General features: G+C 74.4%; 11 protein-coding genes and 1 pseudogene. 8 read left to right on the top strand and 4 right to left on the bottom strand.

Going from position 1 to position 11,968, the window contains the following annotated elements:
• On the top strand, positions 1 to 982 hold a 982-nt coding region (locus tag CITRIK5_RS06585; protein WP_159833349.1), incomplete at its 5' end, for an NADP-dependent oxidoreductase.
• Positions 983 to 1,008: 26 nt separating this feature from the next.
• Entirely contained in the window at positions 1,009 to 1,815 is an 807-nt protein-coding gene (locus tag CITRIK5_RS06580; RefSeq protein ID WP_236557154.1) for an alpha/beta fold hydrolase, read from the top strand.
• 31 nt (positions 1,816 to 1,846) lie between these two features.
• Here CITRIK5_RS06580 and CITRIK5_RS06575 read toward each other — a convergent pair whose 3' ends face one another.
• On the bottom strand, positions 1,847 to 2,335 hold the full coding sequence (locus tag CITRIK5_RS06575) for a MarR family winged helix-turn-helix transcriptional regulator (RefSeq protein WP_159833345.1): 489 nt from the start codon (positions 2,333 to 2,335) through the stop codon (positions 1,847 to 1,849).
• A 111-nt stretch (positions 2,336 to 2,446) separates the two neighbouring features.
• Here CITRIK5_RS06575 and CITRIK5_RS06570 point away from each other — a divergent pair, with 111 nt between their 5' ends.
• Positions 2,447 to 2,866: an organic hydroperoxide resistance protein gene (locus CITRIK5_RS06570; protein WP_002855232.1), complete on the top strand. Its 420-nt coding sequence runs from the start codon at positions 2,447 to 2,449 to the stop codon at positions 2,864 to 2,866.
• Positions 2,866 to 3,291 carry a hypothetical protein gene (locus tag CITRIK5_RS06565; RefSeq protein ID WP_095694796.1) on the top strand — a complete coding sequence of 142 codons (426 nt, stop codon included), beginning with the start codon at positions 2,866 to 2,868 and terminating at the stop codon, positions 3,289 to 3,291. The genes CITRIK5_RS06570 and CITRIK5_RS06565 overlap by 1 nt, the downstream gene beginning before the upstream one ends.
• A gap of 115 nt (positions 3,292 to 3,406) precedes the next feature.
• Here CITRIK5_RS06565 and CITRIK5_RS06560 read toward each other — a convergent pair.
• Positions 3,407 to 4,920: pseudogene (locus CITRIK5_RS06560) on the bottom strand (acetyl-CoA hydrolase/transferase family protein).
• 187 nt (positions 4,921 to 5,107) lie between these two features.
• Here CITRIK5_RS06560 and CITRIK5_RS06555 point away from each other — a divergent pair.
• Genes CITRIK5_RS06555 through CITRIK5_RS06545 form a run of 3 tightly spaced genes read left to right on the top strand, consistent with a single transcriptional unit; the run spans position 5,108 to position 9,207 of the window.
• Complete coding sequence (locus tag CITRIK5_RS06555; RefSeq protein WP_159833343.1) at positions 5,108 to 6,118, top strand: NADP-dependent oxidoreductase; 1,011 nt, start codon at positions 5,108 to 5,110, stop codon at positions 6,116 to 6,118.
• A 58-nt stretch (positions 6,119 to 6,176) separates the two neighbouring features.
• Positions 6,177 to 7,544 (top strand): DUF4921 family protein, encoded by a 1,368-nt coding sequence (locus CITRIK5_RS06550; protein ID WP_236557153.1) that lies wholly within the window; start codon positions 6,177 to 6,179, stop codon positions 7,542 to 7,544.
• 10 nt (positions 7,545 to 7,554) lie between these two features.
• Entirely contained in the window at positions 7,555 to 9,207 is a 1,653-nt protein-coding gene (locus CITRIK5_RS06545; RefSeq protein ID WP_159833341.1) for an AarF/ABC1/UbiB kinase family protein, read from the top strand.
• Between the two features lie 28 nt (positions 9,208 to 9,235).
• On the opposite strand, the gene CITRIK5_RS06540 is transcribed toward CITRIK5_RS06545, so the two are convergent.
• Positions 9,236 to 10,366, bottom strand: coding sequence for a trans-acting enoyl reductase family protein (locus CITRIK5_RS06540; protein ID WP_159833339.1), 1,131 nt, complete (start codon positions 10,364 to 10,366; stop codon positions 9,236 to 9,238).
• 143 nt (positions 10,367 to 10,509) lie between these two features.
• Here CITRIK5_RS06540 and CITRIK5_RS06535 point away from each other — a divergent pair, with 143 nt between their 5' ends.
• A complete protein-coding gene (locus CITRIK5_RS06535) occupies positions 10,510 to 11,499 on the top strand; it encodes a cation diffusion facilitator family transporter (protein WP_020626298.1) in 990 nt (329 codons plus the stop codon).
• Positions 11,500 to 11,526: 27 nt separating this feature from the next.
• Here CITRIK5_RS06535 and arfB read toward each other — a convergent pair whose 3' ends face one another.
• Positions 11,527 to 11,958 carry an alternative ribosome rescue aminoacyl-tRNA hydrolase ArfB gene (gene arfB / locus CITRIK5_RS06530; RefSeq protein WP_159833732.1) on the bottom strand — a complete coding sequence of 144 codons (432 nt, stop codon included), beginning with the start codon at positions 11,956 to 11,958 and terminating at the stop codon, positions 11,527 to 11,529.
• Positions 11,959 to 11,968 lie beyond the last annotated feature (10 nt).

Here is an 11,968-nt window from a genome sequence, read left to right as displayed (position 1 = left end):
CCACCTCGCCTCCCGCCCCCACGGCGCCCCGACGCCGGAGAACTTCCGCCTCACGGAGGTCGAGCTCCCCGAGCTCGCCGAGGGCCAGGTCCTCGTGCGCAACACCGTGATGTCCGTGGACCCGTACATGCGCGGCCGGATGAACGACGTCGAGTCCTACGTGCCCCCGTTCCAGCTCGACGCCCCCCTCGACGGCGGCGCGGTGGGCACCGTGATCGCCTCGCGCCACGCGGACGTGCCGGAGGGCACGTCCGTGCTCCACGGACTCGGCTGGCGCGAGCACGCCGTCCTCGACGGCGACACCGTCCAGGCTGTGGACACCTCCCAGCTCTCGGACAGCGCCTACCTGGGCGTGCTGGGCATGACGGGTCTGACCGCCTACACCGGCCTCGTGCACGTGGCCGAGATGCAGGAGGGCGACGCCGTGTTCATCTCGGGCGCCGCGGGGGCCGTCGGCTCGGTCGCCGGCCAGATCGCCCGCCTCCTGGGCGCCTCGCGCGTCGTCGGCTCGGCCGGCACGCCCGAGAAGGTGGCGTGGGTGAAGGAGCTGGGCTTCGACGCCGCGTTCGACTACCACGACGGCTCGCCCACGGACCTGCTGGCCGAGGCCGCGCCGGAGGGGATCGACGTCTACTTCGACAACGTGGGCGGCGACCACCTCGAGGCCGCCATCGCCGCGCTGCGGGTCGACGGCCGCGTGGCGATGTGCGGTGCGATCGCCCAGTACAACTCGACGGAGCCGCCGGCGGCCCCGCGCAACCTCGCCCTGGCGATCGGCAAGCGGCTGACCCTGCGCGGCTTCGTCCTGCAGAAGTACGCGGCGCAGGTCCGTCCCGAGTTCCTCGAGCGCGTGGGCCCGTGGGTCGCCGACGGGAAGATCCAGTGGGACGAGACCGTCCGGGAGGGTCTGGAGAACGCGCCCCAGGCGTTCATCGACCTGCTCGAGGGCGCCAACACGGGGAAGATGGTCGTCCGGCTGTGACGAGCGACGGCGCACTCGGGGGCGGCATGGACACCTTCCGGCATCAGGGCCTGACCTTCGATGTCCGCGACGGCGGGCCGGCCGAGGGGGAGGTGGTCCTGCTGCTGCACGGCTTCCCGCAGGACGCCACGTCCTGGAGGCACGTCGAGCCGCTGCTGCACGCCGCGGGGCTGCGCACCCTCGCGCCGGACCAGCGCGGCTACTCCCCGGGGGCCGCGCCGCGGGCGACGGCGGCCTACCGCCTCCCGGCGCTCGTGGGGGACGCCGTCGCGCTGGCGGACGCGGCGGGGGCGCGGCGCGTCCACGTCGTCGGCCATGACTGGGGCGGCGCCGTCGCCTGGGCGCTGGCCACCGCCCACCCCGAGCGCGTCGCGTCCCTGACCGTCCTGTCCACGCCGCACCCGGCCGCCCTGGCCCGCGCCCTGCGCGGCCCGGACCAGCTGCGCCGCAGCTGGTACATCGCCGCCTTCCAGGCACCGGCCCTCCCCGAACGGATCCTCTCGCGAAGGCTGGGCTCCCTGCTGCAGCGGGGGCAGGTCCCCGGGGCGGAGCACTACGCCCGCCGGTTCTCCACCCCGCAGAGCCTGCGCGGCCCGGTGAACTGGTATCGGGCGAACCCGGATCTGGTGACCACCACGAGCAGCGCGCCCGTGTCGGTCCCCACCACGTACGTGTGGGGCACCCGGGACGCGGCCCTGGGGCCGCGGGCCGCCGAGCTCACGGCCGGGCAGGTGGCGGGGGAGTACCGGTTCGTGAAGCTCGACGCGGACCACTGGCTGCCCGAGCGCGAGGCGGACGCCGTCGCCCGGGCGATCCTGGACCGGGTGCGCTGACCCGCGCTCCGCGCGGGCCGCTCCCGCCGTTTCAGCGCGGCCCGGCGGCCTCGGTGATCCGGTTCAGCAGGTCCATGAGGACCTGGCGCTCGGTGGTGTCGAGGGGGATCCGGGTGAGGGCGTCCACCGGGACCGTCCGGGCGGACGCCCGCAGCGCCCGCCCCTCGTCCGTCAGCCGGACCAGCACGCGTCGCTCGTCGTGGACGTCGCGCTCCCGCGTGACGAGCCCCATGCCGGCCAGGCGCCGCACCAGAGGCGTGATGGTGCCGTTGTCCATGCCGAGCCTGTCTCGCAGCGCGCCGACTCCCAGCGCCCCGGCGTCCGGTGTCGACGCATCCGTCTCGGCCGAGGCGTCACCCTCCGCCTGCCACAGGGTGAGCATCACGAGGTACTGAGGGTAGGTGAGGCCGAGGCGGGACAGCAGGGGGCCGTAGCCGCGCGTGACGGCGCGCGCCGCCCGGTGCAGGGCGAAGCAGAGCTGGTCCTCGAGGGCGAGGCTGGGGGTCGGCGCGGCATCCATGGAAGCGATTCTAGTGGTCGCTGGGGAGCGACTTGGTTGCGCGCGACCTAGCCGGGTGGCAGGCTGGATCCGACTCGTCCCGCACGGGGCGGGCGGATGAAAGGACCTCTCATGGAGACCATCTACACCGCCGAGGCGCTCAGCACCGGCGCCGGCCGCGACGGCCATGTCCGCACCACCGACGGGCGGGTCGACCTCGACCTCGCGGTGCCCACCGAGATGGGCGGCTCCGGCCAGGGCACCAACCCCGAGCAGCTGTTCGCCGCCGGCTACGCCGCGTGCTTCCACTCGGCCCTGCAGATGGTCGCCCGGGCCTCCCGTGCCGACATCACCGACTCCTCCGTCGGCGCGCGCGTGGGCATCGGCCGCCAGGGTGAGGGCTTCGGCCTGGAGGTCACCCTCGAGGTCGTGCTGCCCAACGTCCCCGCGGACCAGGCCCGCGCCCTCATGGAGCAGGCGCATCAGGTGTGCCCCTATTCGAACGCCACCCGGGGCAACATCGACGTCGTCCTCGAGCTCGGGGAGGCGTGATGACGAAGCGCCGGCAGTCCGCCCCCCTCTCCCAGACCGCCGCCCGCCTCGGCCTCGGCGGGTTCATGACCGCCGCGGGGCTGTCCCACCTCACCGTGGCGCGCCGTGAGTTCCGCGCCCAGGTGCCCTCGTGGGTCCCGCTCCCGGCGGACCTCGTGGTGCTCGGATCCGGCGTGGCCGAGATCGGCCTCGGGGCCGCTCTCCTGGCGCTCCCCGGGCAGCGCCGCCTGACCGGCACCGCCCTGGCGGCCTTCTACACGGCGATCTACCCCGGGAACATCGGGCAGTACGCCGAGCGCAAGGACGGCTTCGGGCTGGACACCGACGGCCGCCGCCTGGCGCGGCTGTTCGGCCAGCCCGCCCTCATCGCGGCCGCCCTGTGGGCCGCGGGAATCCCCGAGCGGGAGCAGGGCGGGCGCGGCTGACGCCGTCGCCGGTCCTGCGGCCCTGGGCCGGCTCCGGGCACGTGCCCGGAGCCGGCATGACGTCAACCCGTCGCGAGGCGCGGCCCGTTCCGCAGGTGTCCGGTCCGGCGGGCCGTCAGCCTTGACGCATCGTCCCGGTCTCGAGGAAGCGCTGGTGCCAGGACAGGGCCTCGCCCAACAGGTGCGGGGTGTGCAGGCCGTCCGACCCGCGCATCGCGCGGTCGAAGTAGTCCCGCAGCTGCTCCCTGTAGTCCGGGTGCGCGCACGTGTCGATGATCGTGCGGGCGCGCTGCTTGGGGGAGAGGCCGCGCAGGTCGGCCAGCCCCTGCTCGGTGACCACCACGTGCACGTCGTGCTCGGTGTGGTCCACGTGCGAGACCATCGGCACGATGCAGGAGATGTCCCCGCCCTTGGCCGTGGACGGGGTGAGGAAGAACGAGGTGAACGCGTTGCGGGCGAAGTCGCCGGAGCCGCCGAGACCGTTCATCATCTTCGTGCCCATCAGGTGCGTGAGTTCACGTTGCCGTACAGGTCGGCCTCGAGCATGCCGTTCATGGCGAGGATGCCGAGCCGGCGCACGAGCTCGGGGTGGTTGGAGATCTCCTGGGTGCGCAGGATCAGCTTGTCCCGATATTTCGCGGCGTTGTCGTTGAACCGTTCGGCGGCCTCGGTGGACAGGGAGAACGCGGTCGCGGACGCGGTCGCCAGGGTGCCGGAGTCCAGGGCGTCGAGCATGCCGTCCTGGACCACCTCGGTGAACGCGGACAGGCCTGTGAACCGGGACTTCACCAGCTCGGACATCACCGCGTTCGCGATGTTGCCCACGCCCGACTGCAGCGGCAGCAGCCGCTCGTCGTACCGGCCCTGGGCCACCTCGTGCTCGAAGAACTCCACGAGGTGCTGGGCGATCGCGATCGAGTCCGCGTCGGCGGGCTTGAAGGCAGAGTTGCGGTCCGGGGCGTGGGTCTCGACGACGGCCACCACCTTGGCCGGATCGCACCGCAGGTACGTCTCACCGATGCGGTCCGCGGGGTGGGTGAGCATGATCGGCGAGCGGTGCGGGGGCAGCGCGGTGCCGTAGTAGACGTCATGCAGACCCTCGAGGTCCTCGCTCTGCCACGAGTTGACCTCGAGGATCACCTGATCCGCCAGGTCGATCCAGGACTTGTTGTTGCCCACGGAGGAGCTGGGGACGAGACGGCCGTCCTCGCGGATCCCGGACACCTCGATCACCGCGGTGGTCATGGGCCCGTAGAAGCCGTTCCACACGGTCTGCGCCAGGTGGGACAGGTGCGTGTCGATGTACTCGATGGCGCCCGCGTTGATCTTGGCGCGCATCGTCGGGTCCGACTGGAACGGGGTGCGCAGCGCGACGGCGTCCGCCTCGGCCAGCGCGCCGTCCATCTCCGCGGAGGTGGACGCCCCCGTGTGGAGGTTGATGCGGAACTCCTCGCCGCGCGCGTGCAGCTCCTTGGCCCGCTCGGCCAGCGCCATCGGCACGGCCTTCGGGTAGCCGGACCCGGTGAACCCGCTCATGCCCACGGTGGTGCCGTGCTGGATGAACGCCGCCGCCTCCGCGGCGGACATCACCTTCGACCGGAGGCCGGGGTGGTGGATGCGGGACGACATGGGTGAGGCCTCCGTGCGGGTGAGACGAGTCGAGCGAGAGCGCTGTGACGTGGAACAGCGATCAGCGTACCCGCGTCACGGGTGGCCGTGGGGATGATCACGCCGGAGGTCACCGAGCCCGGCCCGCGTGATCCGCGACGGCGAACAGGGCTCGGCACTCCGGGGCGGCGCGCCTAGGCTCGGCGTCATGCGAGCACTCGTCCTCCAGTCCTACGGCGGCCGTGAGGCCATGGCCCTCACCGACGTCCCCGCCCCCACGGTCGGCGCCGGTGAGGTGCTGATCCGCACCCGCGCGGTCGGCCTCAACCCCGTCGACGCGATGCATCGCGAAGGCGACTTCAAGGCCATCGCCCCCGACGACTTCCCCACGGTCGCCGGCAACGAGCTCAGCGGCATCGTCGAGACCGTGGGCGCCGGGGTGACCGCGTTCGCCCCGGGTGACGCGGTGATCACCCGCGTGGACCCCTCCGGCCACGGGGCGTTCGCCGAGCTGGCCGCGGTGCGCGCGGACTGGGTGGCCGCCGCGCCCGCCCGCGTGCCCCTGACGGACGCGGCCGGCCTGCCGCTCGCCGGCCTGACCGCCCAGCAGGCACTCGGCCCGGAGCACCTGGGCCTGCAGCCCGGGGAGCGGCTGCTGATCACCGGGGCCGCCGGCGGCGTCGGGCTGATCGCCACGCGCCTGGCACACCTGCGCGGCGCGCACGTGACCGTGACCGCCTCCGCGGCGGGTGAGCCGTACGTCCGCGAGGCCGGCGCCGACGCGGTGATCGACTATCGCGCCCGCACCGTCGCAGAGGGGGGCGAGCGCTTCGACAAGGTGTTCGACCTCATCGGCGGTGATCAGATGGCCGAGCTGCTCGGCTCGATCGAGCCCGGCGGCCGGCTGGTGACCATCGCGGGCCCGCCGAGCCCCGGCAGCCTTCGTGAGACCGCGCGCCCGTCGCGTCGGCCGCTGGCCGCCGTCGTCTCCCGGGTGGCCAGTGCCAAGGTGCGCCGGGCCGCGAAGAAGGCCGGGGTGACCTACGAGTTCTTCCTCATGCATCCGGACGGGGCGGGCCTGGCCGAGCTCGTCCGGCTCGTGGACGCCGGCGAGCTGGCCGTGACCGTGGACAGCCGCTACCCCCTGGCCGACTGGGAGCAGGCGTTCGAGCGTCTCGAGTCCCACCACGCCAAGGGCAAGGTGCTGCTCGAGTTCTGACCGGCGGGCACCTGGCCGCCGGTCTGCCCGGGCCGGCACCGCCTCGTATCCTGGCCTCGTGCACCCGTCTGTGAGCGAGCCCCTCACCCGACTGCCGGACGGCACCGTCAAGCAGCGCAACCCCTTCACCGGCACCGAGGTCTGGACCGTGCCGGGCCGCGGCCACCGCCCGCTCGGCCTCGTCCGGCCCGCCCCGCAGCCGCTCGACCCCGCCCAGCACGGCCGGCACTGCGCCTTCTGCGAGCACCGCCTGTTGGAGACGCCGCCGGAGAAGTCACGCATCGTCTCCACGAGGGCCGACGACGGCGCCCCGGCCTGGCAGATCCTGCGGCATCCGGCCGCGGAGCGGCTCGAGGAGACGATCCCGGCCTTCCGCCGGGTCCCCAACCTCTTCGAGATCCTCAGCTACGACTACTGGCGTCTCAACCACGGCCACGAACTCCCCCCGGACGCGCGCCGCCGCCGTGACGAGTATCTGGCCACCGAGGCCGGCCGCGCCCACGTGCGCGCCGTCGTCGCCGCGAAGTTGCGCGCCTCCGGCCGCTCCGCCGAGGAGGCGGCGGCGATGTCCGAGGCGGAGCTGATCGCGGCGTCGGCCGGGTTCTTCGGCGGCACGCACGACGTGGTGATCGCCCGGCGGCACTTCGTCGACGGCGCCGTGGACGACCACCAGCTGGCCTCCTCGGGCACCCTCACCCCGGACGAGCACCACGCGTTCCTGGCCCTGACCGCCGACGCGATGCGGGACCTCTACGCGACCACGCCCGCCGTGCGGTACGTCTCCGTGTTCCAGAACTGGCTCAAGCCCGCCGGCGCCTCCTTCGACCACCTGCACAAGCAGCTCGTGGCCATCGACGAGGTCGGCGCGCAGAACGCCGCCGCCCTGGACCGGCTGCGCGAGGACCCGCAGGTGTTCAACCACGCCGCGCTGGACGTGGCCGTGGCGCACGACCTCGTGATCGCCGCCGACGAGCACGCCGTGATGTTCGCCGGCTTCGGCCACCGGTATCCGACGGTCGAGGTCTACTCCACGAGCCCGGTGGGGCAGCCGTGGCGGCAGTCCGCGGCCGAGCTGCGCGCCGTGTCCGACCTGCTGCACGCCGCCCACGCGGCCACCGGGCCCGAGGTCCCCTCCAACGAGGAATGGCACACCCGCCCGCCCGGCGTCGCGTCCCCGATGCCCTGGCGCGTGATGCTCAAGTGGCGCGTCTCCACACTCGCCGGCTTCGAGGGCGCCACCAAGATCAACGTCAACACGATCAGCCCGTGGGACGTGCGGGACCGGGTGCTGGCGCGGCTGCGGGAGCTGCGCGCGGCGGGCGCGCTCGCGGACGGGATGCGGATCGGGGCCGACGCGCGGATCCGGCCGGGCGCCCTGCGGTACGCCGACGGAGCGGCGAGGCTCACCCCTCCGCGCGGTCGGTAGCGTGGGCGTCATGGCCCTCCACCTGCAGCGCTACCGCGAGATCGCCCACGTCATGGCCCGCAACGGCCTCAGGGCCTCGGCCGTGCAGGCCGGGCTCTCCCGGTGGCTGCCCCTCGAGGAGGGGGAGCCGCACCTGGGCATCGACGCCGAGGCCCGCCCCGAGCTGTTCGTGCGCACGTTCGAGGAGCTGGGCGTCACCTTCGTGAAGCTCGGGCAGCTGATCTCGGCGCGCCCGGACCTGTTCCCCGAGGCCTACTGCGCGGCGTTCGCCCGCCTGACGGACAGCACGACGGCGGTGCCCTTCGAGGCCGTCGCCCGGACGGTCGAGGAGGACCTCGGCGCCGACGTCGACACCCTGTTCGCCCGGTTCGACCGGGTGCCCCTGGCCACCGCCTCCATCGGCCAGGCCCACCGCGCGCGCCTGCACGACGGACGCGCCGTCGTCGTGAAGGTCCGCAAGCCCGGCGTGGTGGAGCAGGTCCAGGCGGACCTGGAGATCCTGCGGACGCTGGCGGCCACGTGGTCGCGGGCCTCACGGACCTTCGCCGACCTGGACGTGCCGTCCATGGTGGACGAGTTCGACCGCTCGCTGCGCGCCGAGCTCGACTACGTGGTGGAGGCGCGGGCCTGCGAGGAGATCGCCGCCGGCTTCCGGGACACCCCGGGCGTGCGGTTCCCGTGGATCGAGTGGGACCTGACCACCTCGCGCGTGCTGACCATGGAGGAGCTCTCCGGGCTGCGCGTGGACGACCTGGCCGGACTCGACGCCGCCGGCATCGACCGGGAGGAGCTGGCGTACCGGGCCGCCGACGTGCTGCTGGCCATGGTGTTCGAGCACGGCGTGTTCCACGCGGACCCGCACGCGGGCAACCTGTTCATCGAACCGGACGGGACCGTCGGGTTCATCGACTTCGGCTCCGTCGGGAGGATCTCCCCGTCCCTCCGGCGCCGGTTCGCGGGCCTGGCCATGGCGCTGGCCCGGCAGGACACCGACGGACTGGTGCGGGCCCTGCTGGACATCGCCCCGCCGCGCGGCCCGGTGGACCGCCGTCGGCTCCGGCTGGAGGTGGCCCGGATCATCGGCCGCCTCGAGGGGCGCGAGCTCGAGGACATCCGCGTGGCGCAGCTGGTCTCGGAGATCTTCGCCCTCGTGCGGCGTCACCGGCTGTCCCTGCCGCCCGAGCTCGTGCAGCTGCTGCGGATGCTGATCATCGTGGACGGCATCGGCCGCCGCCTGCACCCCGGCTTCGACTACACCCGCGTGCTCGACCCCTTCGCCCTGCGCCTCGTGGGGGAGCACCTCGACCCCCGGCGGGTGGCGGGCCGGATCGGCCGGGCCACGATCGCGGCGGCCGAGCTCGGCATCGACCTGCCGGAGTACGCCCGCAAGGTGATGGAACGCATCGACGACGGCGGGATCGACGTCACCGTCCGCGCGAGCGAGCTCGAGCCGCTCGTGACGCGCCTCGAGCGGACGGGCGACCGGGTGGTGGCCGCCATGGTGGTGGCCGCGATGATCACCGGCGGCACGAACGTGCTCGTGGCGTACAGGGACCGGCTCGGCCGCTTCGCCGGGCCGGTGGTGGCCGCCGGCGGCGCCGCCCTGACCGGTGGCAGCGCCTATCTGGCCTGGATCAGCCGCCCCCGGCGTCGCCCCCGCTGAGGGCCGTGGGCGGGGTCAGTCGTCGGGATCATGCCCGCACCAGACCGGCCGCGGTGCAGGCCGTCTCGAAGTCGTCGAGGCCGAACGCCTGGATCGGGCTGACGACGCCGGCCTCGCGGGCCCGGCCTGCGGCGAGCTGCCGGGCGCCCCAGGCCATGAGGTCCCCGGTCAACGTGTAGGCGTTGGGGCCGCGCAGGTGCACGTCCGCCACGATGCGGCCGGCCGCGTCGCGCGCGATCGCCCCGACCCGGGAGCCCGTGCGGGCCCGGTCTGCGGCGTCGGGGCCACCCGGGTCGCCGGCCAGGGGCCGCAGCAGGGCCTGCACGCCGCGGGCGACGCCGGGGAGCCACCCCACCGCGCCGAGGGCGGCGGCGCCGATCTGCGTGGGCCGCGCCGGGAACCAGCCGTTGAAGACCTCGACCTCGTCCAGGCCGGGCTGCATCCGCGGCAGGAACAGGGACTCCGTGCCGCCGAACAGCACGCCGCGGCGGTCCTGCCCGTCGACCCGGAAGACGGCCGACCGGCTGGCCGGGCCCGTGGTCGCCAGCCGCCCGCCGCGCCACGTGATCGTCCGCTCGGTGAGGGCGCCCACCATCGTCTGGCGCGTCCCGTGGCTGAGGTCGACGCGCGGGTCCAGCTCGCCGTCGGCGAAGTAGCCGATCTGCAGGGACCGTGCGCGTCCACCGGCCTCCGCCAGCGCGAGCCCGCCCGCGAGCATGCCCGGCGCGTAGTCGAAGCCGAGGGCGGGCAGCAGGGTGGCGCCCGTGCGTCGGGCGGTGGCGTCCAGGTCCGCCTTGAGGTCCTTCACGAAGCCGACCTCACCGGTCGAGTCCACGTAGTGCGCGCCCCGCTCCGCGGCGGCGCGGGCGACCGGTCGGCCGTAGCGTTCGAAGGGGCCGACCGTGGAGACCAGCACATCGCCCTCCGTGACCAGGGCCCTCAGCGAGGCGGGGTCCCCGGCGTCGGCGACGGCGACCTCCAGCCCGTCGTGCCGCCTCGCCGCGTGCTGGAGCGAGTCCCGGTTCCGGCCCGCCAGCACGGGCCGTGCGCCCTGGGCCACGAGGGCGTCCACGACGAGGGATCCGGCGTAGCCCGTCGCGCCGAGCACGATGATGCGGGGGGCGTCGGGGCGGTCGAGGTGCAGGGGAGAATCCGTCATGGCCCCACGCTAGGCCGCGCACGCGGAGACCTCACGGGCTCGGCGACGCCGATCCGCGTGGACCCCCTCTCGCGCTCCCGGACCGGCGGACCCGGACATGGCGAGCCTGGCCCGGCACCCGCCTGCAGGGGCAGACTCGGGGGATGACCCGTACCCCGCCCGCCGTCGCCCCGCCCGCCGCCGAGTCCGGCGGCGAGAGCCTGCTGACCGTCCTGATCGCCCTCGGCGTGAACACGGTGATCGCCGTCGTCAAGTCGATCGTGGGCGCGGTCACCGGCTCAGCCGCGATGGTGGCGGAGGCCGCGCACTCCTGGGCCGACGCCGGCAATGAGGTCTTCCTGCTGCTGGCGGAGCGTCGGGCCGGCCGAGCCCCCGACGCGCGGCACCCGCTGGGCTACGGGCGCGCGGCCTACGTGTGGTCGATGGTCGCGGCCTTCGGCCTGTTCGCGGTGGGCTCGGCGGTCTCGGTCTGGCACGGGATCACGGCCTGGTCCGCCCCCGAGGAGGAGGCGGAGTACACGATCGCGTACATCGTGCTCGCCGTCGCGTTCGTGCTCGAGGGCATCTCGTTCCTGAACGCGCACCGGCGCGTCCGCCGCGACGCGGAGCGGCGGCACATCAGCGATGCCACGTTCCTGCGCCAGACCTCGGACCCCACCCTGCGCGCCGTGTGGGTGGAGGACGCCTCGGCCCTGATCGGCCTGGCCATCGCGGCCGCCGCCCTCGCCCTGCACCAGCTCACCGGGGACCCCCGGTGGGACGCCGCCGGCTCGATCCTCGTGGGCGTGCTGCTCGGGGTCGTCGCGATCTTCCTGCTCTCGCGGAACATGGCGTTCCTCGTCGGCGAGGTCGCCGACCCGGTGATCCGGACCCGGGTGCTGCGCTGGCTGCTGGAGCGGCCCGAGGTGCTCTCCGTGAGCTACCTGCACCTCGAGTACGTCGGCCCGGAGAAGCTCTTCGTCGTCGGGGCCGTGGACCTGGCCGGGGACGAGCGGGAGAGCGAGGCCGCGGTCCTGCTCCAGCGCGTGGAGGACGCCCTCCTCGAACACCCGCGCGTGGCCGCCGTCGTGCTCTCCCTGTCCAACCCCGCCCACGCGCCCCTGGCCCCGGAATCGCAGAACACCCGCGTCTGAGCCCGCGCGGCCGGCGGGCGAGCGGCCTCAGTCGAGGCCGGGGCGGCGGCGCGTGCGCTTCACCTCGGAGCGACGGCGTTTGGCCTCCAGGCGGCGCCGCCGGGAGCCGCGCGTCGGCGTCGTGGCCCGCCGCGGCGTCGGCGGGGCCAGGGCCTCGCGCAGCAGCGCCGCGAGCCGCTCGCGGGCGGCCACCCGGTTGCGCCACTGGGCCCGGTGCTCCGCCACGCTGACGGTGAGGACCGTCCCGGCCAGCCGGGGCGCCAGCCGCGCGAGGACGCGGGCGCGCTGGACGTCGTCGAGGGCGGAGGTGGCCGCCAGGTCCAGGCTGAGCTGGACCCGCGAGTCCGCCGTGTTCACGCCCTGACCGCCCGGGCCGGAGGCGTGGGAGAAGCGTTCGACGAGTTCGCCCGCGGGGATGATCAGCCCGCGGGGTGCGCCGGGGCCGGGGGTGACGCGCACGTCGCCGGGG

It is taken from the genome of Micrococcus sp. 116, assembly GCF_902506395.1.
GTDB lineage: Bacteria > Actinomycetota > Actinomycetes > Actinomycetales > Micrococcaceae > Micrococcus > Micrococcus luteus.
This window is presented reverse-complemented; position numbering and strand designations above follow the sequence as displayed.

What these genes read in the sequence shown, in the direction of transcription:
- CITRIK5_RS06545 (WP_159833341.1), top strand. Translation starts at nt 7,555, where the DNA reads ATGGCCCTCCACCTGCAGCGCTACCGCGAGATCGCCCACGTCATGGCC.
- CITRIK5_RS06540 (WP_159833339.1), bottom strand. Translation starts at nt 10,366, where the DNA reads ATGACGGATTCTCCCCTGCACCTCGACCGCCCCGACGCCCCCCGCATC.
- CITRIK5_RS06570 (WP_002855232.1), top strand. Translation starts at nt 2,447, where the DNA reads ATGGAGACCATCTACACCGCCGAGGCGCTCAGCACCGGCGCCGGCCGC.
- CITRIK5_RS06555 (WP_159833343.1), top strand. Translation starts at nt 5,108, where the DNA reads ATGCGAGCACTCGTCCTCCAGTCCTACGGCGGCCGTGAGGCCATGGCC.
- CITRIK5_RS06575 (WP_159833345.1), bottom strand. Translation starts at nt 2,335, where the DNA reads ATGGATGCCGCGCCGACCCCCAGCCTCGCCCTCGAGGACCAGCTCTGC.
- CITRIK5_RS06565 (WP_095694796.1), top strand. Translation starts at nt 2,866, where the DNA reads ATGACGAAGCGCCGGCAGTCCGCCCCCCTCTCCCAGACCGCCGCCCGC.
- CITRIK5_RS06535 (WP_020626298.1), top strand. Translation starts at nt 10,510, where the DNA reads ATGACCCGTACCCCGCCCGCCGTCGCCCCGCCCGCCGCCGAGTCCGGC.
- CITRIK5_RS06580 (WP_236557154.1), top strand. Translation starts at nt 1,009, where the DNA reads ATGGACACCTTCCGGCATCAGGGCCTGACCTTCGATGTCCGCGACGGC.